The 23,452-nt window shown below is 71.4% G+C and carries 25 protein-coding genes and 1 pseudogene; 14 read left to right on the top strand and 12 right to left on the bottom strand.

Annotated features, from left to right (window positions below; translation table 11 throughout):
- Positions 1 to 40: 40 nt before the first annotated feature.
- The 3 genes and pseudogenes from DJ82_RS14235 (at position 41) to DJ82_RS14225 (ending at position 2,929) form a co-directional block, all read left to right on the top strand.
- Positions 41 to 1,445 (top strand): annotated as a pseudogene (locus DJ82_RS14235) (heme o synthase).
- Positions 1,446 to 1,526: 81 nt separating this feature from the next.
- Positions 1,527 to 2,609 (top strand): HAMP domain-containing sensor histidine kinase, encoded by a 1,083-nt coding sequence (locus tag DJ82_RS14230; RefSeq protein ID WP_094582128.1) that lies wholly within the window; start codon positions 1,527 to 1,529, stop codon positions 2,607 to 2,609.
- 77 nt (positions 2,610 to 2,686) lie between these two features.
- Positions 2,687 to 2,929: a SelT/SelW/SelH family protein gene (locus DJ82_RS14225; protein WP_094525800.1), complete on the top strand. Its 243-nt coding sequence runs from the start codon at positions 2,687 to 2,689 to the stop codon at positions 2,927 to 2,929.
- Between the two features lie 7 nt (positions 2,930 to 2,936).
- Here the strand turns inward: DJ82_RS14225 and DJ82_RS14220 are convergent, their stop codons facing one another.
- Entirely contained in the window at positions 2,937 to 5,384 is a 2,448-nt protein-coding gene (locus DJ82_RS14220; protein WP_094582127.1) for a heavy metal translocating P-type ATPase, read from the bottom strand.
- A 31-nt stretch (positions 5,385 to 5,415) separates the two neighbouring features.
- Positions 5,416 to 5,622, bottom strand: coding sequence for a hypothetical protein (locus tag DJ82_RS14215; RefSeq protein WP_094582126.1), 207 nt, complete (start codon positions 5,620 to 5,622; stop codon positions 5,416 to 5,418).
- A 97-nt stretch (positions 5,623 to 5,719) separates the two neighbouring features.
- On the opposite strand from DJ82_RS14215, the gene DJ82_RS15060 reads away from it, so the two are divergent.
- The 7 genes from DJ82_RS15060 to DJ82_RS14185 all read left to right on the top strand — a co-directional run bounded on the left by DJ82_RS15060 (position 5,720) and on the right by DJ82_RS14185 (position 10,353).
- Positions 5,720 to 5,893 carry a hypothetical protein gene (locus tag DJ82_RS15060; RefSeq protein ID WP_170938294.1) on the top strand — a complete coding sequence of 58 codons (174 nt, stop codon included), beginning with the start codon at positions 5,720 to 5,722 and terminating at the stop codon, positions 5,891 to 5,893.
- A gap of 6 nt (positions 5,894 to 5,899) precedes the next feature.
- Positions 5,900 to 6,415 (top strand): cytochrome c oxidase subunit II, encoded by a 516-nt coding sequence (locus tag DJ82_RS14210; RefSeq protein WP_094525797.1) that lies wholly within the window; start codon positions 5,900 to 5,902, stop codon positions 6,413 to 6,415.
- On the top strand, positions 6,412 to 8,202 hold the full coding sequence (locus DJ82_RS14205) for a b(o/a)3-type cytochrome-c oxidase subunit 1 (RefSeq protein WP_094582125.1): 1,791 nt from the start codon (positions 6,412 to 6,414) through the stop codon (positions 8,200 to 8,202). The genes DJ82_RS14210 and DJ82_RS14205 overlap by 4 nt, the downstream gene beginning before the upstream one ends.
- Complete coding sequence (locus DJ82_RS14200; RefSeq protein ID WP_094525795.1) at positions 8,199 to 8,414, top strand: CbaC protein; 216 nt, start codon at positions 8,199 to 8,201, stop codon at positions 8,412 to 8,414. Before DJ82_RS14205 ends, DJ82_RS14200 begins: the two co-directional genes overlap by 4 nt.
- A 166-nt stretch (positions 8,415 to 8,580) precedes the next feature.
- On the top strand, positions 8,581 to 8,826 hold the full coding sequence (locus tag DJ82_RS14195; protein ID WP_094582124.1) for a hypothetical protein: 246 nt from the start codon (positions 8,581 to 8,583) through the stop codon (positions 8,824 to 8,826).
- Between the two features lie 78 nt (positions 8,827 to 8,904).
- Positions 8,905 to 9,903, top strand: a complete 999-nt coding sequence (locus tag DJ82_RS14190) for a Gfo/Idh/MocA family protein (protein WP_094525793.1) — start codon at positions 8,905 to 8,907, stop codon at positions 9,901 to 9,903.
- A gap of 75 nt (positions 9,904 to 9,978) precedes the next feature.
- The gene (locus tag DJ82_RS14185; RefSeq protein WP_094525808.1) at positions 9,979 to 10,353 is read left to right on the top strand and encodes a thioredoxin family protein; all 375 of its coding nucleotides are present in this window, start codon (positions 9,979 to 9,981) and stop codon (positions 10,351 to 10,353) included.
- A gap of 105 nt (positions 10,354 to 10,458) precedes the next feature.
- Here DJ82_RS14185 and DJ82_RS14180 read toward each other — a convergent pair whose 3' ends face one another.
- The 7 genes from DJ82_RS14180 to cofD form a co-directional block, all read right to left on the bottom strand.
- A complete protein-coding gene (locus DJ82_RS14180; protein WP_092565372.1) occupies positions 10,459 to 10,725 on the bottom strand; it encodes an elongation factor 1-beta in 267 nt (88 codons plus the stop codon).
- Between the two features lie 2 nt (positions 10,726 to 10,727).
- Positions 10,728 to 10,907, bottom strand: a complete 180-nt coding sequence (locus DJ82_RS14175) for an HVO_2753 family zinc finger protein (RefSeq protein ID WP_092565370.1) — start codon at positions 10,905 to 10,907, stop codon at positions 10,728 to 10,730.
- A 180-nt stretch (positions 10,908 to 11,087) separates the two neighbouring features.
- A complete protein-coding gene (locus DJ82_RS14170; protein ID WP_094582123.1) occupies positions 11,088 to 12,323 on the bottom strand; it encodes a tripartite tricarboxylate transporter permease in 1,236 nt (411 codons plus the stop codon).
- 106 nt (positions 12,324 to 12,429) lie between these two features.
- On the bottom strand, positions 12,430 to 12,624 hold the full coding sequence (locus DJ82_RS14165; RefSeq protein ID WP_094525791.1) for a 30S ribosomal protein S17e: 195 nt from the start codon (positions 12,622 to 12,624) through the stop codon (positions 12,430 to 12,432).
- A gap of 92 nt (positions 12,625 to 12,716) precedes the next feature.
- Positions 12,717 to 13,382, bottom strand: coding sequence for a DUF447 domain-containing protein (locus DJ82_RS14160; protein ID WP_094526072.1), 666 nt, complete (start codon positions 13,380 to 13,382; stop codon positions 12,717 to 12,719).
- Positions 13,379 to 14,353, bottom strand: coding sequence for a triphosphoribosyl-dephospho-CoA synthase (locus tag DJ82_RS14155; RefSeq protein WP_094582138.1), 975 nt, complete (start codon positions 14,351 to 14,353; stop codon positions 13,379 to 13,381). Before DJ82_RS14155 ends, DJ82_RS14160 begins: the two co-directional genes overlap by 4 nt.
- A gap of 733 nt (positions 14,354 to 15,086) precedes the next feature.
- Complete coding sequence (gene cofD, locus DJ82_RS14150; RefSeq protein WP_094558659.1) at positions 15,087 to 16,118, bottom strand: 2-phospho-L-lactate transferase; 1,032 nt, start codon at positions 16,116 to 16,118, stop codon at positions 15,087 to 15,089.
- 294 nt (positions 16,119 to 16,412) lie between these two features.
- Here cofD and DJ82_RS14145 point away from each other — a divergent pair, with 294 nt between their 5' ends.
- Positions 16,413 to 16,601 (top strand): hypothetical protein, encoded by a 189-nt coding sequence (locus DJ82_RS14145; RefSeq protein WP_094526076.1) that lies wholly within the window; start codon positions 16,413 to 16,415, stop codon positions 16,599 to 16,601.
- Positions 16,602 to 16,708: 107 nt separating this feature from the next.
- Here the strand turns inward: DJ82_RS14145 and DJ82_RS14140 are convergent, their stop codons facing one another.
- On the bottom strand, positions 16,709 to 17,626 hold the full coding sequence (locus tag DJ82_RS14140) for an isoaspartyl peptidase/L-asparaginase (protein ID WP_094582137.1): 918 nt from the start codon (positions 17,624 to 17,626) through the stop codon (positions 16,709 to 16,711).
- A gap of 124 nt (positions 17,627 to 17,750) precedes the next feature.
- Between DJ82_RS14140 and DJ82_RS14135 the strand changes: the two genes are divergently transcribed.
- The 3 genes from DJ82_RS14135 (at position 17,751) to icd (ending at position 21,782) form a co-directional block, all read left to right on the top strand.
- Entirely contained in the window at positions 17,751 to 19,328 is a 1,578-nt protein-coding gene (locus tag DJ82_RS14135; RefSeq protein ID WP_094582122.1) for an HTTM domain-containing protein, read from the top strand.
- Between the two features lie 78 nt (positions 19,329 to 19,406).
- Positions 19,407 to 20,423, top strand: a complete 1,017-nt coding sequence (locus tag DJ82_RS14130) for a glycosyltransferase family 2 protein (RefSeq protein WP_094582121.1) — start codon at positions 19,407 to 19,409, stop codon at positions 20,421 to 20,423.
- Between the two features lie 96 nt (positions 20,424 to 20,519).
- Positions 20,520 to 21,782, top strand: a complete 1,263-nt coding sequence (gene icd, locus DJ82_RS14125) for an isocitrate dehydrogenase (NADP(+)) (protein WP_094582120.1) — start codon at positions 20,520 to 20,522, stop codon at positions 21,780 to 21,782.
- A 144-nt stretch (positions 21,783 to 21,926) separates the two neighbouring features.
- Here the strand turns inward: icd and DJ82_RS14120 are convergent, their stop codons facing one another.
- Both DJ82_RS14120 and DJ82_RS14115 read right to left on the bottom strand, forming a co-directional pair.
- A complete protein-coding gene (locus DJ82_RS14120) occupies positions 21,927 to 22,364 on the bottom strand; it encodes a DUF5809 family protein (RefSeq protein ID WP_094582119.1) in 438 nt (145 codons plus the stop codon).
- Between the two features lie 36 nt (positions 22,365 to 22,400).
- A complete protein-coding gene (locus DJ82_RS14115; RefSeq protein ID WP_094582118.1) occupies positions 22,401 to 22,940 on the bottom strand; it encodes a DUF5810 domain-containing protein in 540 nt (179 codons plus the stop codon).
- Positions 22,941 to 23,452 lie beyond the last annotated feature (512 nt).

Genomic DNA, 23,452 nt, shown 5'->3' with positions numbered 1-23,452 from the left:
AGCGCGGGACATATATGGGTCCGTTCCCAAACCCGGGTAAGTGACGGTACCCGACCGATTCCCCGCGGTTCTCGCGGCGACGGCGATGGGCGTATACCTCCTGCTCGTCGTCGGCGCCACGACCTCGCTCACGGAGGCGGCGGCCGCCTGTTCGGGCTGGCCGCTCTGCGGCGACGGCGCCGCGCTCCCCACGGAGAGCGCCGGGTGGGTCGCGCTCGGTCACCGCGCGATCGCCGCCGTCGTCGGCGTCCTCGTGGCGCTCTCGGTCGCGCTCGCGTGGCTCGACGAGGCGAGCCGTCGGGTCCGCGCGGCGCTCTTGGCCGCGCTCCTGCTGTTCCCCGCCCAGTCCGGCGTGGGCGCGCTCGTCGCCGTCGGCGACCTCCCCGTCTCGCTTGGACCCGTCCACCTCCTGCTGGGCGTGGCGATCTTCGGCGCCGTCCTCGCCGCGCTCGCGTGGTGGCTGGAGGCGGCGACCGGCGCTCCCGACGACGCACCGGTCGACTTCCAGCCCGGGACCGACGACCTTCCGCCGGTCGAGGAGGCGCCCGAGCCCGAGATCCCGAGGGCGACGCTCCCCCGACTGAAAGCGACCGCAGCGGCGTACTTCCGGCTGATGAAGCCTCGCCTGATGTGGCTGCTCTGTCTCGTCGCCGCGGCGGCGATGGCGCTCGCCGGGGGGCCGGGGTTCACGCCGTACGCCGTGGCCGCGACGCTCGCCGGCGGCGCGCTCTCGATCGGCGCGTCCGGGACGTTCAACCACGTGTTCGAGCGCGACATCGACAGGCGGATGCAGCGGACCAACGATCGCCCGCTGGCGACCGACCTCGTGCCGGTGACTAACGCGCTGGCGTTCGGGCTCCTGTTGACGGTCGTCTCGCTCGGGCTCTTCTGGACGGTGAACCCGCTCACGGCGGCGCTGGGACTGGTCGCGATCGTGTTCTACAGCGTCGTCTACACGCTCGTGTTGAAGCCGAACACGGTCCAGAACACCGTCATCGGCGGCGCGGCCGGCGCGCTCCCGGCGCTCATCGGCTGGGCGGCGGTGACCGGCGAGGTCGGCGGCGGCGGGCTGCTGCTCGCCCTCGTCATCTTCCTGTGGACGCCCGCGCACTTCTACAACCTCGCGCTGGCGTACAAGGACGACTACGAGCGCGGCGGCTTCCCGATGATGCCCGTCGTCCGGGGCGAGACGACTACGCGCCGCCACATCGTCTGGTACCTCGGGGCGACGCTCGTGGCGGCGGTCCGCGCTGGCGGCCGCCGCCGAGCCGCTCGGCGCCCTCTACGCCGCGGTCGGCGTCGCCCTCGGCGCGGTGTTCCTGTGGGCCGTCGTTCGGCTCCACTACGAACAGACCGAGGCGGCCGCGTTCCGCGCGTTCCACGCCTCGAACGCCTACCTCGGTCTGCTGCTGTTCGCCGTCGTGATAGACGCGCTCGTGGTCTGAGTGAGCCGGCGCCGGCGTATCGGCGCTGATAGCCGAACCGTTATCGTTTATACACCCCCTCGAGAGAGTCACGGTAATTGAATGGACGTCTCGCCGAGAGCGGTCGTCCGATCGCTGTGGCCGGTCTGGGGACTCGGCGCCGTACTCCTGCTCGCGCTCGTCGCGGAAGCCGTCGCCCTCTCGGTCGGGATCGTGCCCGCTCCCGGCGGCTACTGGGTGGGATTCGTCTCGACGGCGCCGGTCGTCGTCGGGGTCGGGTACGTCGTCTACCGGATATCGAGGTCGGATCTCTCCCCCGCCCGGTACCCGCGGCTCAACCGCTGGTGGGTCGCGGGCGCGTCGGGATTCCTCCTCGTCAACGTCGGATTCATGATGACGCTGCCGACCGAGACGGCGTTTCAGGTGTTGGGCTGGGTCCGCTGGGCGATCGGCTTCGGCGGGGGGATCGGACTGCTCATCGGGCTGTTCGAGGCGCAAGCGATCGAACGCGAGGTCGCGGCGGAGCGGAGTCGCCTCCGACAGGCCGACCTCCGCCGCGAGCGCGACCGGCTCGAGGAGTTCGCGAGCGTCGTCTCGCACGACCTCCGGAATCCCCTCAACGTCGTCCGCGGGCGTATCGACCTCGCCAGACGGGCCCACCCCGAGGACGAGCACATCGAGGCGGCCGAGCCCGCGCTCGATCGGATGGACGAGATCATCGACGAGACGCTCACGCTCGCCCGCGAGGGGAAGAGCGTCGACGACGCCGGCGACGTCGACCTCGCGGAGTGCGCGCGAGAGTGCTGGTCGCGCGTGGACACGGCGGACGCGACGCTCCGCGCGGACGGGTCGGCGACGGTGCGGGCCGACCGCGACCGACTGTCGCACGTCTTCGAGAACCTCTTTCGGAACAGCGTGGAACACGGCGGCCGCGACGTGACCGTTCGCGTGGGGACGCTGGACGGGGCGGACGGCTTCTTCGTCGAAGACGACGGGGTCGGGATCCCGACGGACCGAGTCGACGAAGTGTGCGAGACCGGCGTCACGTCGTCTGCCGACGGAACCGGGTTCGGACTGGCGATCGTCGATCGGACCGTCGACGCCCACGGATGGGAACTGCGGATCGGCGAGGGGGACCGCGGCGGCGCGCGGTTCGAGATCACCGGCGTCGACCGGTCGGAGTAGCGACACGAGCGATCGCCGTGGGAGGATCCGACCGCGCGGCGGGTTTTTAAGTCCGTTCGACGCGAAACGCGAGACGTATGACCCGAGTCGAGATCGAGTACTGCGTACCGTGCGGGATGTTGAACCGCGCTCAGGACGTCTCGGAGGCGCTGTTCAAGCAGTTCGGCGAGGACCTCGACGAGGTCGCCCTCGTCACGGGCGACGACGGCGTGTTCGTCGTCCGCGCGGGCGACGAGGTCGTCTTCGACAAGACCGAAGACGAGTACGACGTGGACGCCATCGTGCGCGCCGTCAGGCCGCACGTCGGCGCGACGGCGTGAGGCCTCGTCACTCCTCTTTATAAATCGGACGCGCGGAGTTCGTCACTACGAGGACGCTGCTCGTCGCCATCGCGAGCGCGGCGAGGAGCGGGTTGAGCACGCCCGATATCGCCATCGGGATCGCTACCGCGTTGTAGACGAACGCCCAGCCGAGATTCTGCTTGAGCCGCCGGTTCGTTCCGCGCGTGACCGCGAACAGTTCGGGGATCGCGGAGAGACGGTCCTCCAGGAGGACGGCGTCCGCGGCGTCGGCCGCCAGGTCGGTCCCGCTCGCGACCGAGACGCCGAGGTCGGCCGCGGCGAGCGCCGGCGCGTCGTTGCTCCCGTCGCCGACCACGGCGACGCGCTCGGTCGCCGCGAGCCGCCGCACGGTCTCGGCTTTCGCCTCCGGCGGCACCTCCGCGAACGTCTCGTCGACCGCGGGGTGCTCCTCGAACCGCCGGGCGGCGGCGGCCGAGTCCCCGGTGAGCACCACGACCCGCCGCCCGCCGTCGGCGAGGTCGGTGACGACCGCTTCCCAGCCGTCACGGACCTCGTCGCCGACGACGAGCACCCCGACGACCGACCCCTCCCAGCCGACGAAGACGGGGACTCGCCCCGCTTCGCGGGCCGTTTCACCGGCCGCGTCGAGCGACGCCGGGACGGTCCACTCCGCCCCGGCGAACAGCGACCGGTGGCCGACGACGACCTCCTCGCCGTCGACCCGTCCCGTCACGCCGCGGTCCGAGACGGTCACCGCAGCGGTCGACGTGCCGTCGGCGGCGTCGGGGGGCGCGTCGGCGGGTCGCGTCCCGTCGCCTTCGTCGCCGGCCGTCACACCCCCGTCGGTCGCCGTCTCCGGTCCGGCGCTCGCGTCGTCGCGTGCGGGACTCCCGCCGTCGGCGGCGACAGCGTCGACGATCGCCTCGGCAACGGGGTGTACCGAGGCGCGCTCGACCGCCGCCGCTCGGCGGCGCACCTCGTCCGGCGACGCGCCGTCGGTGACGGTGTCGAGCAGTCGCATCTCGCCGTCGGTGAGCGTCCCCGTCTTGTCCAGCACGACGGTGTCGATGTCGGCCGCCTCCTCGAAGACGGCGTCCGAGACGATCACGATCCCGCGGCGGGCCGCGTCGCGGATCCCGGCGGCGATCGCGAGCGGTGTCGCGAGCCCGAGCGCGCAGGGACACGAGACGATGAGCACCGTGAGTCCGACGAGCGCGGCGTCCACGGGCGCCGATCCGAGCGCGAAGGTGGCCGCCGCGCCGAGGACGGCGACGGCGACGACGAGCGGAACGAACACGGTCGCGAGCTTGTCGACCAGCCGTTGGATGCCCGACCGCGAGCTCTGGATCTCCCACAGGAGCCGAACGAGCGTGTCGAGCGTGCTCGTCGCGTCCTCGCCGACCTCGACGACGACCGGCGCGTCGGTGACGACCGTCCCGCCGCGGACCTCGTCGCCCTCCCGCTTCGTCGCCGGGAGCGACTCGCCCGTGACGAGCGCCTCGTCGACGGCGGCGGTCCCCTCGGCCACGGTCCCGTCGAAGGGGACCCGCTCGCCGGGGCGCACGAGGAGCCGATCGCCGGGGTCGACCGCCTCCGCCGCGACGGTCTCGCCGGACTCGGTGCGGACCGTCCGGTCGCCGGCCGTCGTGAGGTCGGAGAGCATGCCGGTCGCGCGCCGTTTGATGAGCGACTCGTAGTGGTTGCCGGCGGTGACGACTAAGATCACGGCGATCGTCACGTCGAAGTAGAGGTCGGTGCGGCCGAGGAGCATCGCGAGCGTGCTGTACGCGTACGAGCTGGCCGCCGCCAGCGACACCAACAGGTCCATGTTCGGCTGCCGCGCCCGGAGGCTCACGTACGCGCCCCGCAGGATCGGATAGCCGGTGTAAAACAGGACGATCGAGGAGAACACCCACACCTGCGCGAACAGGTAGGTGCCCGAGACGCCGCCGAGGTCGAGGATCGGTTCGTAGCCGAAGTAGGTCGGGTACAGGAAGAGGACGTACCACAGCATCGCCATCATCCCGAAGAACCCGCCGCCGATCAGGAAGCGGACGACGGCGACGTCGTCGCCGTTCGGGTCCGGGTCGGCCCGGTCGCTCGCGGTGTACCCCGCGACCGAGAGCCGCTCGGGGAGGTCCGCGGCGCTCACGGTGTCGGGATCGTAGTCGACGCGGATCGTGTCGGTGGCGTAGCTCGCCTCCGCGGCCGCGACGCCCTCCTGCTCGCCGGCGGTCAGTTCGAGGAACGACTCGCACGTCGCACAGTGCATCCCGTCGACGTGGAGGAACGTCGTCTCCCCGTCGAACGCCTCGTCGGCCCGCGCCTCGGGGCGACGTTCGTCGAGTTCGTCGACGTCGTCCAGAGAGCGGGCGACCGCGAGGCAGCCGCGACAGCAGAACTCGCCGTCGACGTCGGGGGCGGTGTGGGGGTCGTCCCCCGTCGGAAGATCACAGAGGGTGCAGTTCGACATTGGGTTCGAGTCCGGCGGTCGGCCGACGACGCTACGCCTCGCCCGGATCCGCCGCGTCGGACGAGGCCGACCCGGGGCGGAGGCTCCCGCCGGTCGCGACGTGGAGGCTCCCCCAGATGATCAACACGTTCACGAGCGTCACGGCGACGAATATCTCCGCCCGGTCGGCGATGAACACCGCTGCCGGGACGAGGCCGCCCAACACGAGGAGCACGGCCCGCTGGAGCGAGAATTCCATATCGAAACGTACGGGCCAGCCAACATATATAACGTCCGTGTTTTCAGCCCCCGAGAACGGATCGATATTATATATCTTTCAGTCTATAAGCCGGCCTATGGGACAAAACCAAGCCGCACACGCATCGAGTGACGATGTGAGCGGTGAAGAGGAGTTCGACCCGATCGGAACCCTCACGCTCATCGCGATCTACTTCGTCATCCTGTTGCTCGCGTGGGTGTACATCTACTACATCGAGTTCCTCGGCCGCGACCTGGTCGTCGTGGGGTGACAACGTATGCACATTCACGCCTACGAAAAACTCTGGCTCGCGGCGTCCATCCTCCTGATACTGCTGCTCATCGGCTCGGTCACCTACGGCGCCGTCGGCCCCGGCGTCGCCATGGTCTCCGACAGCGAACCCCCCATCGACGCCCAGGCGCTCGACGAGGACGACCGCTTCTCCGAACCCCGCGTCGAACAGGTCGGCGACAACGAGTACGCCGCCTACGTCGTCGCCTACCAGTTCGGCTTCGAGCCGAGTCCGATCGTCGTCCCCGAAAACAGCACCGTGACCTTTTACGTCACCTCTCGGGACGTCATCCACGGGTTCGAGGTCGCCGGCACCAACGCCAACACGATGGTCGTTCCCGGTGAAGTCTCCAAGATAACTGTCAAAACCGACGACCGACAGGAGTACGGGCTCATCTGTAACGAGTACTGCGGCGCGGGCCACCACGTCATGGAAGGGAAAGTCAACGTCGTCAGTCAGGCCGAGTTCGACGAGCGGAACAGCGGGGGTGACGACGCGTGAGCGACGCCATCGAGGCCGAGCAGTCCTTCGTCGACAAGTTCCCCGACGAGGCGCGGGTCGTCCGCGCCGCGCTCCTCAGCTCCTTCCTCGCGCTCGCGCTCGGAGCGATCTTCGGGATCATCCAGACGCTCCACCGAACCGGGGTATTCCGGGGGATCATCTCCTCGACCGACTACTACACGTCCCTCACCGCGCACGGCGTGTTCCTGGCGATCAGCTTCACCACGTTCTTCCTCGTGGGGCTGTTCACCTGGGCGGTGACCCGGAGCCTCGACCGACCGCTCATCGACATCCGGATCACCTGGACGTGGTACGCGATCATGGCGGTCGGCATGACCATGACCGGCGTCTCCATCCTCGCCGGCTTCGTCCCCGCGCTCGACATGAGCGCGGACGTCCTCTTCACCTTCTACGCACCCCTCCAGGCGCATCCCATGTTCTACGCCGGCCTCGCCGTCTTCATCGTCGGCTCCTGGATCGCCGGCGCCGACTGGTTCCGCACCTTCCTCGCCTGGAAACGCGACCACCCCGACGAGCGCATCCCGCTCCAGACGTTCATGGTGTTGACCACCATGGCCATGTGGTACATCGCCTCCTCCGCCGTGGCCGCCTCCGTGCTCATCTTCCTCCTCCCGTGGTCGCTCGGCTTCATCGACTCCGTCAACCCCACCCTCACCCGCACCCTGTTCTGGTTCTTCGGCCACCCCGTCGTCTACTTCTGGCTCATGCCCGCCTACCTCCTGTGGTACACGGTCCTCCCGAAGATCGCCGGCGGCCGGCTGTTCAGCGACCCCCTCGCACGCGTCGTGTTCGTCCTCTTCCTCCTCCTCTCTACCCCGGTCGGCATCCACCACCAGTACCTCGACCCCGGGATCGCCGAGGGGTTCAAGTTCATCTCGATGACCAACACGATGTTCCTGCTGTTGCCGAGCCTGCTCACCGCGTTCACGGTCGTCGCGAGCGTCGAGTACGGCGCCCGCCAGCGCGGCGGCACCGGCCTCCTCGGCTGGCTCACCGACCTCCCGTGGCGCAAGCCCGAGTTCACCGGCATGATGCTCGCGGGCCTGATGTTCGCCGCCGGCGGCTTCTCCGGCATGGTCAACGCCGGCATGAACATCAACTACATGATCCACAACACCATCTGGGTGCCCGGCCACTTCCACCTCACCGTCGGCACCGCCGTCGCGCTCACCTTCATGGCCGCCACCTACTGGATCTGGCCGCAGATCTCCAACAAACCCGTGTACAGCCGGGCGATCGGGCTGTTCCAAGTGGTCGTCTGGTTCGTCGGCATGGCGCTGATGTCCAACGCGATGCACGCCCAGGGGATCATGGGCGTGCCCCGCCGGACCGCCGAACCCGAGTACAGCGGCTTCGACTACCCGACGATGTTCGGCGGGTTCGAGGAGCTCAACGTCCAGATCGCCATCGGCGGAACGCTGCTGTTCGTCTCGACGGTGCTGTTCATCGGGAACCTCGTGCTCACGATGGGGAACCCGAAGGTGTCCGGGCTCGCCGAGTCGCTCCCGCCGGCGCTGTCCGGCCCCGACGACGCCCCGCAGGTGCTCGACAGCCTCCGGCTCTGGGTGGGGATCGCGCTGACGCTCGTCGTCCTCGCGTACGCGCTCCCGCTGGCGGCGATCATCAACCGCGGCGGACTGCTCGGCCCAGGCGTGGGCACGTATCCGGCGTGGATCGCACCGACGCTCGACGCGCTCGCGGCCGCGGTGACGCCGATACTGGGCGCGGTCGGCGGCGCCGCCTCGCTCGCCGGGGTGATCCTGTGAGCTTCGACATGACCCGCGGCGGGCTCTTGGTCGCGTTCGCGGTCTTCGGCGTGATCGTCTACGAGATCCGGACGGTGCTCGACTTCGTCGGCATCGAGCTACCGCTGCTGCCGTACATGGCCGCCGTCTTCGTGCTCGCCGGCGTGCTGTTGTGGGTGATCACCCTGACCGGCGGCTGGCGGACCGAGCCCGAGGAGGACGAGCCGGCGTAGGGGCTGGACCTCTCCGTCCGGCCGATCCCTCGGTCGATTCTCGGCCTACAGTTCCTCCTATCGACTCTCGGTCCGCCGTTCCTCCCGTCGGTGCTCGGTCTGCCGGTTCCGGTTCCGCACGGCCGTCACACCGCGAGGGTTTTGTGGTCTCCGACCAATATTCGCTATGGCACGGACGCGCGTCGCGGTCAGGTGTGTCGACTGCTCGTTCGAGGCGAGGTACGACGGCCTCCCGACCGCGCGGGCCGCGCTCGACGAGCACGAGTCGGCGACCGGCCACGAGGTGAGGTGGGAGATCGAGTCGCTCGCCGACGGGGTCTCGCGCGCGGGCGACGACGCCGGCGTCTGCGGTCAACCCGAGTGCGCCAACGCGGACTCGCCGCTCGTGGATCCGGAGCCCCCGGAGCGGTAGCGCGGCGCGGACGACCGCCGATCGGCCCGGGGCGGAGTCACCGACCCTTTTTATGATCCGGCCCGTCGGTGGTCGCGTATGTCAACACGGCGTGACCCCCTTACGTTCGGCGTGCTCGGCACCGCGGGGATCGCTCGCGACGCGGTGATCCCGGCGATCGCGGCGAGCGACCACGCGGTCGGCGCGGTCGCATCGCGCGACGGCGACCGAGCGGCGGCGTTCGCCGAGTCGGAGTCGATCCCGCGGAGCTACGGCTCCTACGAGGCGCTGCTCGACGACGACGAGCTCGACGCGGTCTACGTTCCCCTGCCGAACGGGCTCCACGCCGAGTGGACGACCCGCGCGGCCGACGCCGGGCTTCACGTGCTCTGCGAGAAGCCGCTCGCGGCCGACGCGGCGGAGGCGCGCGAGGTGGTCGACCACTGCGAGGACCGCGGCGTCACGCTGATGGAGGGGTTCATGTACCGGTACCACCCCCGCACCGAGCGGGTCCTCGAACTGGTCGATCGAGAACTGGACGACGTGCGTACCGTCAGTTCTGCGTTCCGGTTCCCGCTGTACGGCCGACCGAACGACGTGCGGCTCGACCCGGCGCTGGCCGGCGGGTCGCTGATGGACGTCGGCTGTTACCCCGTGTCTCTCGCGAGGGCGGTCCTCGGCGAGCCGGACCGGGCGTACGCGCACGCGAACGACACCCGCGACGCCGGCGTCGACACGGAGCTCGCCGGCGTGCTGGAGTACGCGGACGGCCGGTCGGCGCGGGTCGCCTCCGGCTTCGACACGCGGCTCGTCCAGCGCTATCGGATCGACGCGACGAACGGCTGGATCGAGGTCGAGCGGGCGTTCGACGCGCCCGACGACGAGCCGGTGGAGCTGACCTACGAGATCGACGACCGGCGCGGCGTCGAGACGTTCGACCCGGTGGACCAGTACCGGCTGCAGGTCGAACACTTCGCCGACTGCGTCGCGGACGGCACCGCCCCGCTGACCGGCGGTGGAGAGGCGATAGCGAACATGCGGGTCGTCGACGCGCTCGCCGAGAGCGCCGCCGAGGGCGGCGCTGTCGACGTTTCCTGAGCCCGATCCGCCGACGGGTCGCGTGCGCAACCCCGTCGAGCGAGCGTTTATTAGCGTTCGGCCCGAATAGTGCTTATAATGCCCAATACTGCTGCCAGCGACGCCGGGGCGGGAGGGGACGAGAGCGCCCGTCGTCCGACCCCGCTCGCGGACGCGGACGCGCTCGACGCGTTCGTCGCCGACGCGGACGCCGCGCTCGTCGAGTTCTACACCGACGGGTGCGGCATCTGTGCGAGCATGGAGCCCGTCCTCGGGAACGTCGCCCGCGCGCTCGACGTCGATGTCGCCCTCATAAACCCCCGCGACGATCCGCCGCTCGTCGAGCGGTTCGACGTGCGGAGCGTCCCGCTGTTCGTGCTGTTCGTCGACGGCGAGCCCGTCGCGCGCCGAGCGGAGGGATTCATCCCCGGCGAGGAGCTCTCCGCCTGGGTCCGCGAACACACGGAGTAACCGGTCACGGCGGGACGAGACGCGCTCGTCGCTGGCGAAGCGAAAGAAACGGTGCGAAACGGAACGAAAACGCGTCCGAGTTCCGGGTCGACGCCGGCGTCGACCTTACAGCCGGCCCACGTTCTCGACGGCGACGGACTCGACGCCGTCGACGTCGGCGAACGCCTCCTCGACCGCCTCGGTGCCGCCCGCACCGTCGGGGACGATGACTGTCGGCAGGAGGGCGACGAGGCCGAACGCGACGTCGTCGCGCTGGAAGCCGCGGATCTTCGCGCCCTGCGGGAGCGACTCCTCGAGTCGGTCCTGCAGGTCGTCGAGGTCGACCTCGGGGCTGTTCGGCATGACCTTGATTTTGGCGGCGACGTCTCCCATAACTAGGGCCCTCGGAAGCCGCAGTCGTGGCACTCGTAGAGGTTGCTCTGCTTCCGGCACTTCGCGCACCGGTGGATAGTCGCCCCGCAGTCCGGGCAGGAGAACCGCGCGGCGTTCATACCGGCCACCTGAATACCACAGGAGACACACTGACGGGTGCCCTGCGTTTCACTCTCGCTCATACTCTGAAACACCACCGCGCGACTTTTAACCGTTGTTCTTTGAGTCCGACGCCGATCGCGGCGTGCGATTCGGTACCTCGACGCTCGGGCGTCGAGCCCGCGGAGCGCGGCTGACGGTAGGTGGGAGCGGAGGACCGCGGAGCGCGACTCGCGGTCGGCGGCAACGAGGGATCGCGGCGCTCAGCCGACGATCAGCGGTCCGATCAGCACGCCCATCAGGTGGACCCGCCGGGCGCCGACCCGCGGCGGAACGAGCCCGAGCACGCCGGCGACGAGGAAGACGCCGACGCCGAACGCCCCCGCGAACAGGAACGAGACGGCGGCGAGCAGCGCCAGGACGCCGACCGACAGCCGAGTGTAGTCCGCGTCCCCCACGACGCGGAGGTACGCGTCTCCGACCAGGAGGACGAGCGCGAACCCGCAGGCCGCCGCGGTCCCCGCGGCCGCGAGGAGGATCGGGAGCGCGAAGGGAACGCCGGCGCGATCGATGGCGACCGTGACGCCCGTTCGGGGCGTGCCGAGCGCGACGAGCGCGAACAGCGCGAATATCGTGTTCGCCGTGTTGGCGCCGCTCGTGGCGACGACGAACCCGCGGTCGCCCTCCTCGCGCGGGACCGCCGGCAGCGCGGCGACGGCGGCGATCGCCGCGGAGACGCCGGGGACGTAGCCGACAACCGCGCCCGCGAGCGACCCGGCGCCGGCGCTCACGCCGAGGTCCCGGCGACCCATCGTGATCCGCGCGTCGGCCTGCGGCGGGACGCCTTCGCCGCCGAGCGCGTCGACGAGCACGGGCGCGCCGAACAGTCCGGCGAACAGCGGCGCGAGGACGCCGCCGGCGTCGAGCGGCGCCGCGGGGTCGACGTCGAGGGTCGCGAAGCCGAGGGCGGCGCTCGCGAGGAACGCGACGAAGCCGCCGACCGCGGCCCGCTTCGACGACTCGGTGAGCACGAGAAAGGCGACGACGCCGGCCAGAAGCAGCGGGAGGTGCGCCCGTACCGTCGGATAGCCGCGGACCATGGCCCAGGTGATCGGCACGGCGAGGGGCACCGCGAGCGCGACCGCCAGCCCGGAGCCGACCGCCGACAGCCGGATCGCCTCGCGCCCCCTGCCGGCGATCACGAGCCGGTGACCCGGCAGCGCCGCGACCGCCGTCGCCGCGTCGGGCACGCCGAGCGCGAGCGCGGGGACGATGTCGAGGAAGGAGTGGACGACGCCCGCGCCGAGCATCGCGACGCCGACGAGGAGCGGGTCGGCGGAGACGGAGGGGGCGAACCCGGCGAGCAACAGCGCGAAGTTGTTCGCGTGGAGGCCCGGGACGAGCCCGCTCACGGCGCCGAGCGCGACGCCGCCGCACAGGAACGCGAGCGCGGCGGTCGCGAAGGTCGGGTCGACGACCGGGCGGACGAGGGCGTCCATCGCGGCGAGGTGGCCGCGGCTTGAGGCATAAGCGGCGGGGTGATCGGTGAGCCGAGCGCCGCGGCTCGGGGGGACTGAGGCGAGGCGGTCGAAAACTCGAGCCCGTTTACGCCTTCTGGGCCGCCTGCGACTTCTTCTGAGTGACGTAGCCGGCGATCCGGTTGCGGACGCCCTTCGACTCGACGGTCGTCAGGGCCGTGACGCTCTCCTTGTTCGTCTCGAAGTCCGTGTTGAACGAGTCGGGATACCGCTCAAGCAGGACGTTTCCGAGCTGCTTGATGTACTTGGGTTTGATGGCCATACCGAGCGATACCGCCGGGCCGAACTAAAAGGGTTCGTTACGCCGCGAACGGGCCGCAGGCGCGCTCGCGTCGATCGCCCGCTCGGTCGCGGTCACTCCTCGTCGCCTCCCGCCCGCTCCCGCCAGCCGGTCGCCTCGTCTATCCGGGCGAACGCCTCGCGCTCGGCCGGCCCGCCGCAGCGGTCGACCACGTCCGCGAAGTACGCCAGCCGGTCGAGCAGTTCCGCCGTCTCGAAGGCGGGCACGTCGAGCCGCGAGGCGGCGACCGTCGCGTCGACGACCGCGCCGAACCCGCGGTTGATCGTCGGCACGCGCTCTCTGAGCACCGCGCTCTCGGCCGGATCGAGCGACCACGTCCGAATCGTGGTGTCGCCCTCCGTCTCGCTTCCGACCTCCTCGGCGGTGACCTCGACCCAGGCGTCGGCCGTTTCGAGGACCGGCTCGTCGACTTCCCGGACCGTCAGCGCGGCGTCGACGAAGGTGCGCGGATCGGACGTGAACTGGACGACGCCGCCGCCGCGTTCCGTGAAGTTCCGCCACGTCCGGGTTCGGCCGTAGGTCCGCGCGGTGACGGGGTCAGCGGGGTCGTCCGGCGCGTGGAGCCCGAGCGCCGCGACGTTCCAGCGGTCGTTCGGGCCGAGCGTCGTCACGATCGACTCGGTGACGCCGCGGAGCGCCACCGGCCAGCCGTCCGGCGCGACGGCGTCGGCGACGTCCGCCGCCCCGCCGCGGCTCCCGTCGGATCCGTCGTCGGTCACGGCGCCACCTCCGCGCCGCGTCGGAGCGCGACGTACAGCGCCGCGCAGGTGATATCCGCCGTCGTCCCGGGGTTGATCCCCTCGTCGACGAACGCCGTCGCCAACCCGTCCGCGGCGTTGAGGTCGGCACCGTGGACCGCGTCGGCGTCGACGCCGCCGACCCCTGCGGCGGTCTCCGAGCCGACCCCGTCCGCTCCGTCGAGCAGCGCGGCCGCCCGAGCGCTCGCCTCGCGCGCCGCCTCGAGGCCGTGGGTCGCGGCGACCAGCGTGTCGTGCTCGGCGGCGAGGAGTCCGAGGAAGGCGCGCGCGGCCCGATCGGTCAGCGGCCCCGTATCGTCCCGTATCCACTCGGCGGCGCGGAACGTCCGCGGGAACCCCTCGACCCACTCTTGCGCGTTGCGGTCGGGGGCGCGGTCCGAGCGGTCGGGATCGGCCGAGAGCGCCATCACGTCCCGCAGCGTCAGCCCCCGCTCGCGGAGCGTCGACGCCGCGTCGCTCCCGCGGCGGACGTCCAGCTCGGCGGCGTCCGCGGGCGGGTCCGCGACCGCGACGTCGACGTGCTCGAACGCGCGGTAGAACGCGACCGCGTCGTCGACGGTGGCCTCGCGGGTCACTCGGTCGACGGCCGCTGGGGAGGGGGCCCGCGCGGAGCGCCCCGCGGACGCGTCCGCTCCCGCGACGGTCGCGCGGACCAGCGGAACGAGCAGTAGCAGGCAGCCGAACTGCGTGTTCGTCCCCGCTCGGTCGGCCATCCCCACCACCGCGCGCTCGAAGGCGTCCCCGACGGGGGCCGCCCCGCCCGCGGCCAGTTCGAGCCCCTCGCGGGCGCCGACCGCCCCGCCCAGGAACGATTCGAACCGGAGGTCGCCGAGGTCCCGGCGGCGGTCGACGTTGCCGGGCTTGGGAGTGCCAGCGACCTCGAGCAGGAGCGCGAGCGTCGCGTCGTCGACCGGGTCGCCGGCGGCGGCCACGGCGGCGCCTCCCGCCGCCGCGCCGCTGTCGCCGCAGTTCCCCCTCACGCCAGCGCGCACCGCCTCGGCGATACGCCGAGCTCGACGACGCTCGGCGGCGCCCCCGCTACGGCGTCGCCACGTGCGCGGCGTACTCGCGACGCGCGGGCCGACGCGTTTTGGCGACAACAGTTAGCCCGTGACGGAACCCCTGTCATCGCGGTCAGGATCGCAGACGACGCGCTCCCGAACCATCCGTCACGTGACCAGCCGCCCCGCCCTCCGACCGGGCGCCGACGGCGACGAGCGACGCCCGGACCTCGCGCGACCTTCACCTCGTCGTCCCCCGTCTCGGCCGCGCGGCGACGTAGTCGCACCCGTCCCGGCTGCGAGAGAGACTCGCCCAGCGACCGCGCGCACCCGGCTGCGGCAGTTGGCGTTGACCTCGCGACCGGCGTCGCGGCTGCGCAGACCGCGCCGCCTCGCCACCGGGCCGACGTTCCCTGCGAACGTTGACTCCGGGGGTCGGACCGCGCGTCCGGCGAGCGCGCGAGAGCTGCCGGTCCGATCCACGCGAGCGGCTCGGCGGGAAACTCCGACGCCCCGGCACGAGCCGCGCGCCGCCGTGCCTTGGCGGGGTCAAGCGCGATCCCGCGAGCATCGCCGCGTCGACGTGCGGGCCGCCGCCCGCCAGTCGGCGTCGGCCGCGCCGCTGGACTGGCGGCCACAAACGTGCCCGTCGTTCGGCTCGCCGTCACTCCGCCACCTCCGCGTCGGTCGCCGACGCGTCCGTCACCGCCGCCAGCGCGCGCTCGCAGGCCCGAGCGACGCGTTCGGCGTCGTCCGCGTCGTCGATTCGGGTGTCAGTACGCTCGACGTGGCGGTCGGGGAGCTCGGTCGGGTCGGCCGAGTCGAGGACGAACGCGTCGGCGAACGGGTACGCGTCGGCGACGCCCGCGGTCGAGGGGTCGCGGCCGACGCCGGCCATGAGGTCGGCCGCCGGCCCGGAGAACACCTCGTCGCCGACGAACGGCGAGACCGCGACGACGGGGGTCTCGCGAAGCGCCGCCTCGAAGCCGGGGAGCGCGAGCATCGGGCCGACGCTCGTCACGGGATTCGAGGGGCCGATCACCACGGGGTCGGCGAGGGCGTCGAGCACGGCGGCGGTCGGCTCGGCGTCGTCGGCGCCCCGGAACTCCACGTCGGCGACCCCGGGCTCGCCGCGGCGCGCGACCCAGTACTCCTGGAAGTGGATCGTCTCGCCGGCCTCGGTGTGGACCAGCGTCGCGACCGGGTCGTCGGACATCGGGAGGAGTCCGACGTCGAGGCCGAAGGCGTCGGCGAGCGTCCGGATCGCCTCGGTGAGCGTGCGGCCCTCGTCGAGCAGGCTCGTGCGCGTGACGTGGACCGCTCGGTCGCGGTCGCCGATCTCCATGAACTCGCCGACGCCGGAGAAGCGCCGCCAGCGGGCGATCTCGCGGCCCGCCGTCTGCGCCTCGACGTCGAGGTAGCGCGGGGCCGTTCCGAGTCCGACCTCCCCTGCGAGCCGGCGCAGCTCGGCGTGCGTCTCGGTGGTGTCGTCCGCGATCCCCCACCACGTCTCACGGTCGAGGACGCCGCCGCCGGCGAACAGCACGGTGTCGACGTCGGGGCACACGAGGTGGCCGCCGAGCTCGACGTCGTCGCCCGTGTTGGCGACGACCGCGATCGCCGCGGGGTCCCACACGCGGGTCGCCCCGTCGAGGAGCTTCGGCGTCCCCGTGCCGCCGGCGAGGAACGTGACCATACGCGGGCAAGGCGGCGGGCGGATTTGTATCCTCGCCTCCGCGGGCGGCGACGCGGATCGGCGTCGGGAACCCCGATGAGGCCCTCGAGCGGTGGTGGGCCGCAGAGGCCTCGTTGAGCGCGCCGTCCCCGTCGTTTAGAGCATCGATAAGCCGGCGACGGGGACGACGGAGGCTCGATGCGACTCACCGGACGCGCGTCGGCGATCGCCACGCGATCGGTGGTCAAACTTAACCGGTTGTTTGTGTTTTAGTAGCCTATTTAATATGTATCTGCGTACACCTATCCGAGAACAATGCACCTGCTACGGACCGTCTACCCGTTCTCTCTGGCGGGTGCAAACGTCGCTATGGGGTGGCTGCTCTACCGGCTGTCCGAACCGGTTCTCGGAGTCGTACTCGTCGTAATCGGGGTCTTCGTCATACTCACCTCGATAGGGAGCGCCGTCAGCCAGCATCGACCCGTACTCGGGGAATCCACGTGACGTTCATCCCTGAGCCGTCGCGCTGTCCTCCCTGAGCCGTCGCGCTGTCCTCCCTGAGCCGTCGCGTTGACCCATACGTCTGTATTCGGCGCGATCCCAATCGATGACTACTCGCGAGCGACGCTCGTCTGCATCCCGTCCGTGTTGAACGCGCCCCCGACGCCGTCATCGTCGACGACGATGACCCCCGCCCCGGACCCGGTGATCTCATCGAACTCCTCGATCGCCCGGTCGGCCGCCGCCTGCGCGCCCAGCCCCTCGTCGAGGAAGTCGACGGCTCGCCGCGAGAGCGTGACGCGCGCGATGTCCTCGCCGGCCCCCGTCGCGCTCGCGCCGCCGGCCTCGGTACAAAAGAAGCCGGAGCCGACCTGCGGCACGTCGCCGACCCGCCCCGCGAGCGCGAACGACCGGCCGCCCGTGGACGTCGCCGCCGCGAACGTCTCGCCGTCGGACGCGACCGCACCGACCGTGTCGTGGTCGGGCGCGTCGCGCTTCCCGTCGCCGTCCGCGTCGCTCCCGGAGCCCTGCCCCGCGTGATCGTCCCCGGACCCGAACCGCGACGCGAGCCAGTCGAGGTGCTCGCGGGGGCCGCCTCGCGGCGGGTCCTCCGCCTCGTAGCGCTCGCGCGTCTCGTCGGTGAGCAGGTCGACGCCCGTCTTGACGCCGAACTCGTCGGCGAGGTCGACGGCGTGGGCGCCGGAGACGAAGACGTGCGGCGTCTCGGAGCGGACGACACGTGCGACGCTCGCCGCGTGCTCGACGCCCGGCATCGAGCAGGCGGCGCCGACCGCCCGGTCCGAGGTCATCACGCCGGCGTCGGTGCGGACGACGCCGTCGGACTGGACCGCACCGCCGACGCCGGCGTTGAACCGCGGGCTCGATTCGAGGGGCGCGAGCGCCGCTACGACCGCGTCGAGAGGGGTCTCGGCGTCGGCGCCGCGGTCGGCCGCCTCGTCGAGCGTCTCCTGTCTCCGCGCCGGTTCGTCCGGGACGCCGCCGGCGCCGCCGTGGACGACGACGCGCATCGAGGGGCGCTGTGGCATATTCGGAGGTCCCCCGGCGCCCCGATAAGGGTCGGGAAAGCGGCGGAAGTCGATCCGAGTCCCCGCCGCAAGACCTATTTCCGCGCCTCGGGGAGTCGCCACCATTGTGGACGAGCACCGAGAGCGCGCCCACGACGACCCCGCCGCGGGTCTCGAAGCCGACCCCGACGGAGAGTCTGCCGTTCGGGGCTCGGTCCGTCGCCGCCTCCGGAGCGCAGTCCGGGCCCGCGTCGGAGTCGACCGGCGCGCCCTCGCGGCGTTTCGGGTCGCGCTGGGGATCGCCCTCCTCGTCGATCTCGGACTGCGCGCTCGGAACCTGACGGCCTTTTATACCGACGCTGGCGCGCTCCCGCGCTCGGCGCTCGCGGAGGCGTACCCCCTCGCCGCTCGCCTCTCGCTGCACGCGCTCTCCGGCGAGGCGTGGTCCGTCGCGCTGCTGTTCCTCGTCGCCGCCGTCGCCGCCGTCGCGCTCGCGGCCGGCCACCGTACCCGCGTGGCGACGGCGGTCTCGCTGGTCCTGCTCGCGTCGCTACAGGCGCGGAACCCGTTCGTGCTCAACGCGGGCGACAAGCTGCTCGTCCAACTGCTCGCGGCCGGGCTGTTCTGCCCCCTCGGCGCGCGCTGGTCGGTCGACGCCGTGCGCGGCGGCGCGTCGCTCGGGGACTCCGTCCGAGCGGCCCGCGAGGACCGTTTCGCCGGGCCGGCGTCGGCGCTCCTGTTGGCCGTCGTCGTGGTGGTCTACGGCGCCAACGCGGTCGAGAAGCTCAGGGGGACGGCGTGGGCCGGAGGCGAGGCGGTCGGACAAGTGTTCCGGCTCACGTACCTCCACGGGCCGCTCGGAGGGCTGCTACCCGAGGCGGCGCCGCTGCTCGCGGCCGCCACCTACGGCTGGCTTGCGCTGCTCGTCGCGTCGCCGCTGCTCGTCGCGTCGGCCGGACGGGTCCTGGCCGCGCTCGCCGGATGCCTGTTCGCCGCGCACCTCTCGATGGCGTTCACGCTCCAGCTCGGCGTCTTCCCGCTGGTCTCGGCGGCCGCCCTGCTCCCGTTTTTCCCGCCGTTCGTCTGGGACCGCGTCGAGGGGGCCGTCGGACCGTCCGGCGCGCGGCTCCGCCGGGCCGCGGAGTCGGCCCTCGTCGGCGACCCGCGAAACGAGGGGCCGAGAAACCGAGCGGCGCGCGTCCTTCCGGACCGGGCGGTCCGCGGTCGCGTCGCCGCCGCCGTCGCCGCCGTCCTCCTCGTGTCGCTGCTCGCGTGGAACGGCATGGCGGCCGGGCTCGTCGACGCGCCCGAACCCGTGGCGGCGACGGCGGGCCCGGCGGAGCACGGCTGGGACATGTTCGCGCCGAACCCGAGTTCGATCGACGCGCGCTTCCTCGCGACGGCGGCGACCGCCGACGGCGACCGGATCGACGCGCTGTACGGCGACCCCGTCGCGGTCGACCGGCCTCCGTCGGACGCGCGGGCGTACCCCACCGCGCGCTGGCGGAAGTACCTCACCCTGCTGGCGGACGACGAGGCGCCCGCCCGCGTCGACCCGCTCCTCACGTATCTCTGCGACCGGTCGGCGGGACTCGCGGGGGAGGACGTCGCGTCGGTGACCGCCGCGGCGGTCGAGATCGACGTGACGGACGGCGGCGAAACGCGGGTCAGGGAGCTCGGAACGCGGGAGTGTCGGCCGAGGTAACGTTCGGAACCGGGGCGGCGACCGGGGCGACCGACGAGCGGCTGACCACTTATCTGTCCCCCGCCCGAACCGATCGACGTGACGGAGAGCGAGCGATCTCACCCGCCGACGTCGGTGCTCCTGCCGACGGTTCACTGGACGGAGGCGTGTTCGGAGGTGGCCGCCCAGCTCGGCGAGGGCGACGAGCTGTTGGTGATCTGCGACGCCGACGACGACCCGGTGGCCGAGCGCCGGGGCGGGGGCGTCGGACGGGATGGCGGCGCTGGAGAGGGCGACGCTGGAGAGAGCGTCGGACGGGAGGGCGACGCTGGGGAGGCCGACAGCCTGCCGGACGTCGTCCGCGTCGTCGTCGCGGGAGAGCCGGAGGGGTGTTCGGGGAAGTCGAACGCGATCGTCGCCGGCATGGAGGCCGCCGGACACGACCGTATCGTCTGGACCGACGACGACTTCCGTCACCCGCAGGGGTGGCTCGCGGAGCTCAACGCCGACTACGATCGACAGGGACCGACGACGGAGGTCCCCGTGTTCGTCGGAGCGGACCCGCTCGGTCGGCTGTTCGAACCGGCGTACGTCATCGGCGGGACGCTGCCGCTCTCCCGCGGCGGAATCGCGTGGGGCGGCGCGGTCGTGTTCGAACGGGACGACCTCGACGAGGGCGCCCTCCTCGGCGACCTCCGCCGGACCGTCAGCGACGACGGGACCCTCGCGGAGCACCTCGACGTGAGCGCCGCCGACCGCGCCCGAACCGTCGCGGCGGGCGGGTCGACGCGCGAGTCGCTGGAGCGGTTCGTCCGCTTCTTCCAGATCACCCGACACCACGAGCCGGCGGCGGCCGCGGTCAACCTCCTCCTCTCGGTCGGCCTCGCGGCGTTGTGCCTGCTGGCGCCGATAGCGGGCGTGGCGTTCGTCACGGCCCTGTCGGGCGCGGCGTACGCGAGGTTCGGGATCCGACGGGCGACGTTCCTGCTCGCCGGTCCGGGTGTCCTGATTTCGCCGGCACTGCTCGCGTACGCGCTCGCGCGTCGGACGTTCGTCTGGGGCGGTCGACGCTACCGGTGGCGGTCGATGTTCGACGTCGAGGTCGTGGAGCGGTGAGCCGGATAACAGCCTGAATCCGGCGCTGTCGGGCGGTTCGGCGCGCGCTACAAAACGGCAGGCACTTTACGCGGGTCCGACAACGCACGAACGTTCATGAGCTACGATAAGGTCGACGTCCCCGACGACGGCGAGGCGATCACGCTCGCCGACGAGGAGACCGGCGAGCTGAACGTCCCGTCGAATCCCATCATCCCGATCATCCACGGCGACGGGATCGGCACCGACGTCGGGCCGGCGGCGCAGCAGGTCCTCGACGCGGCCGCGGAGGCGACCGGGCGGTCCATCGCGTGGATGCGCGTCTACGCCGGCGCCAGCGCCCGAGAGATGTACGACGAGAACCTCCCCGAGGACACCGTCTCGGCCATCCGCACCCACCGCGTCGCGATCAAGGGTCCGCTGACGACCCCCGTCGGCGCCGGCTTCCGCTCGCTGAACGTCGCGCTCCGCAAGACGCTCGACCTGTTCGCCAACGTCCGCCCGACCTACTACATCGACGGCGTTCCCTCGCCGGTCAAGAACCCGGAGGAGATGGACATGGTCACCTTCCGGGAGAACACCGAGGACGTCTACGCCGGCATCGAGTGGGAGGCCGGCACCGACGAGTCCGAGGAGGTACGCGACTTCCTCGAACAGGACATGGACGTGGCCGACGTCATCCACGACGGCCCCGTCGGCATCGGCGTCAAGCCCATCTCCGAGTTCGGCTCAAAGCGCCTCATCCGCGAGGCGGTCGACTACGCGCTCGCCAACGACCGCGACTCGGTCACGCTCGTCCACAAGGGGAACATCATGAAGTTCACCGAGGGCGCGTTCCGCGACTGGGGCTACGAGGTCGCCGAGGAGGAGTACGGCGACGACGTCATCACCGAGGACCAGCTCTGGGAGGAGCACGACGGCGAGCGGCCCGAGGGCACGCTCGTCGTCAAGGACCGCATCGCGGACAACATGCTCCAGCAGCTGCTGACCCGCACGGACGAGTACTCCGTCATCGCGACGATGAACCTCAACGGCGACTACATGTCCGACGCCGCCGGCGCGCAGATCGGCGGCCTCGGCATCGCGCCCGGTATCAACCGCGGTCACGGTCGCTGTCTCGCCGAGCCCGTGCACGGCTCCGCGCCCAAGTACGCCGGCGAGGACAAGGTGAACCCCACCGCGATGATCCTCTCCGGCCGCGAGATGCTCGACTACCTCGGCTGGTCGGACGCCGCCGACCTCGTGCGTGAGGCCGTCGAGGAGACCATCTCGTCCGGCAAGGTCACCTACGACCTCCACCGGCAGATCGAGGGCGGCGAGAAGCTCGCGACGAGCGAGTTCGGCGACGCCGTCGTCGAGAACATCGAAAAACGGTCATAGACAGTTTTTCGAGCGCTCGGAAATCTTCGATTTCCGAGAACATCGAGAAGCTCGCGTAAGCGCCGCTCACCGCCTCGGTTCGTTTTTTGTACTGCGCCGCTCCGACACTGAGCCGCGGCGCCGGGAAGAATAGCGCCGAGGGAGTTACCGCCCGGACTCGTAGAACTCCTCGCGGTAGACGCGCCCGAACGCGTTCCGGCGGAGGGTGCTGGCGGCCGCGTCGGGCTCCTCCTGAAACGTCGCCGCGACCACGGTGTCGGCGAAGGGGATCGGGTGCCAGACGAGGTTGTCGACGTTGTCGGAGCCGATCCGGACCACGTCGTCCGCATCGAACTCGCTGTCGGCGAGCCACGCGTCGAACTCGGCCTCGTCGCCGACGTGGACCGCGAGCAGCTCGGCGAAGGTGGCGTCGCGGGCGGTCCGGACGACCTCTGGCGTGACGCGCTCGTCGTACTCGTCGGCGTCGAACTCCATCGCCTTCGTCGCCTCGCGGACGACGACCTGCGCGACCGGGCCGACCTCCTCGTAGCGTTCGAGCGCGTCGGCGCGGGTCTCGGGAGCGAACGTCCCTCTGGTGTGCATACGCCGCGTTGGTCGCCGACTGAAAAGGGCGTTCCGTTACGCGGACGGATCGGGGTCGTCGGTGGCAGGGTCGTCGGTGGCAGGGTCGTCGGCGTCGGGATCATCGACGTCGCCGCTGGCGTCGTCGCGATCGGCGTCGGCCTCCTCGTCGCCCTCGCCGTCCTCGAACATCTTCCGCGTCAGCTCGCGGGCCTCGCGCAGCGCGGCTTCGGTCTCCGGGTCCGTCGCGCCCGACTCGTTGACGGCGCCCCCGGCGCGAGGGGCGTCGCCGCCGGCCTGGTGACTGTGGCCGTGTCCGGCCCCGCCCCCTCCCGCGTGGTCGTGGTCCCCGAGATCGACGTCGGGTCGCCCGCGGTCGACGGTGTCCTCGAACACCTCGTGGTACTCGGCGTCCTCGGCGCGAGGAGTTACTTCGGCGGCGAGCCCGGCCGGGTCCTGCTCGCTCCAGTCGCGGACGCGGTCGTCGAGCCACGCCTCGTGGTCGTCGCCGTGGAGCATCGCCGTGAACGCGAGGTGGTGCGCGAGGTGTTCGCCGTCGCGCTGCGGGGTCTCGCAGACGGGGCACGCGTATCCCATTCTATGCATGGGTTCGCGCGTGAGGCGTAAATTGGCGTCGGACGAATACGGAGATGACGACGTTTGTTTATAAGCGAGTGATTGCGGAGCGGCGGTGAACACCTCCAAAGCCCCGGCCGCGAGGACTCGCGCGACTCGCTGCGCGCTTCGGTCGCTCGTTTCACTCGCTCCCTGCAGTGCTTGCGTCGTCGTGCTTCGTCCTCGCGGCCGCCCCTTCGAGTCCCACCCGACCGCACGGCACCGCAGCCTCACACCTCCCCAGCCTCGCCACGGTCGCCGATGGCGACCGCGGGCTCCCTCGCGCGGGCTGTCGCCGGCGCGTAGCGCCGGCTTCCAGAGGGACCTGCGGTCCCTCACGGCTCGGCCGCGAGGCGGCCTCGCAGGCACGCGCCACCGCACCGCACGCTGGTTTATAAGTGATCGTCGCCGTCGCTCTCGGGCGTCCGTCTCGCGTCGTCGCTCTCGGGCGTGCCGGGCGACGCCCCTATCGCCACTATAACAGCAACTTTATC

The organism is Halorubrum sp. Ib24 (assembly GCF_002252745.1).
Classification (GTDB): Archaea; Halobacteriota; Halobacteria; order Halobacteriales; family Haloferacaceae; genus Halorubrum.
The sequence above is the reverse complement of the archived record's forward strand: the minus strand, read 5'-3'. Positions and strand labels throughout refer to the sequence as shown.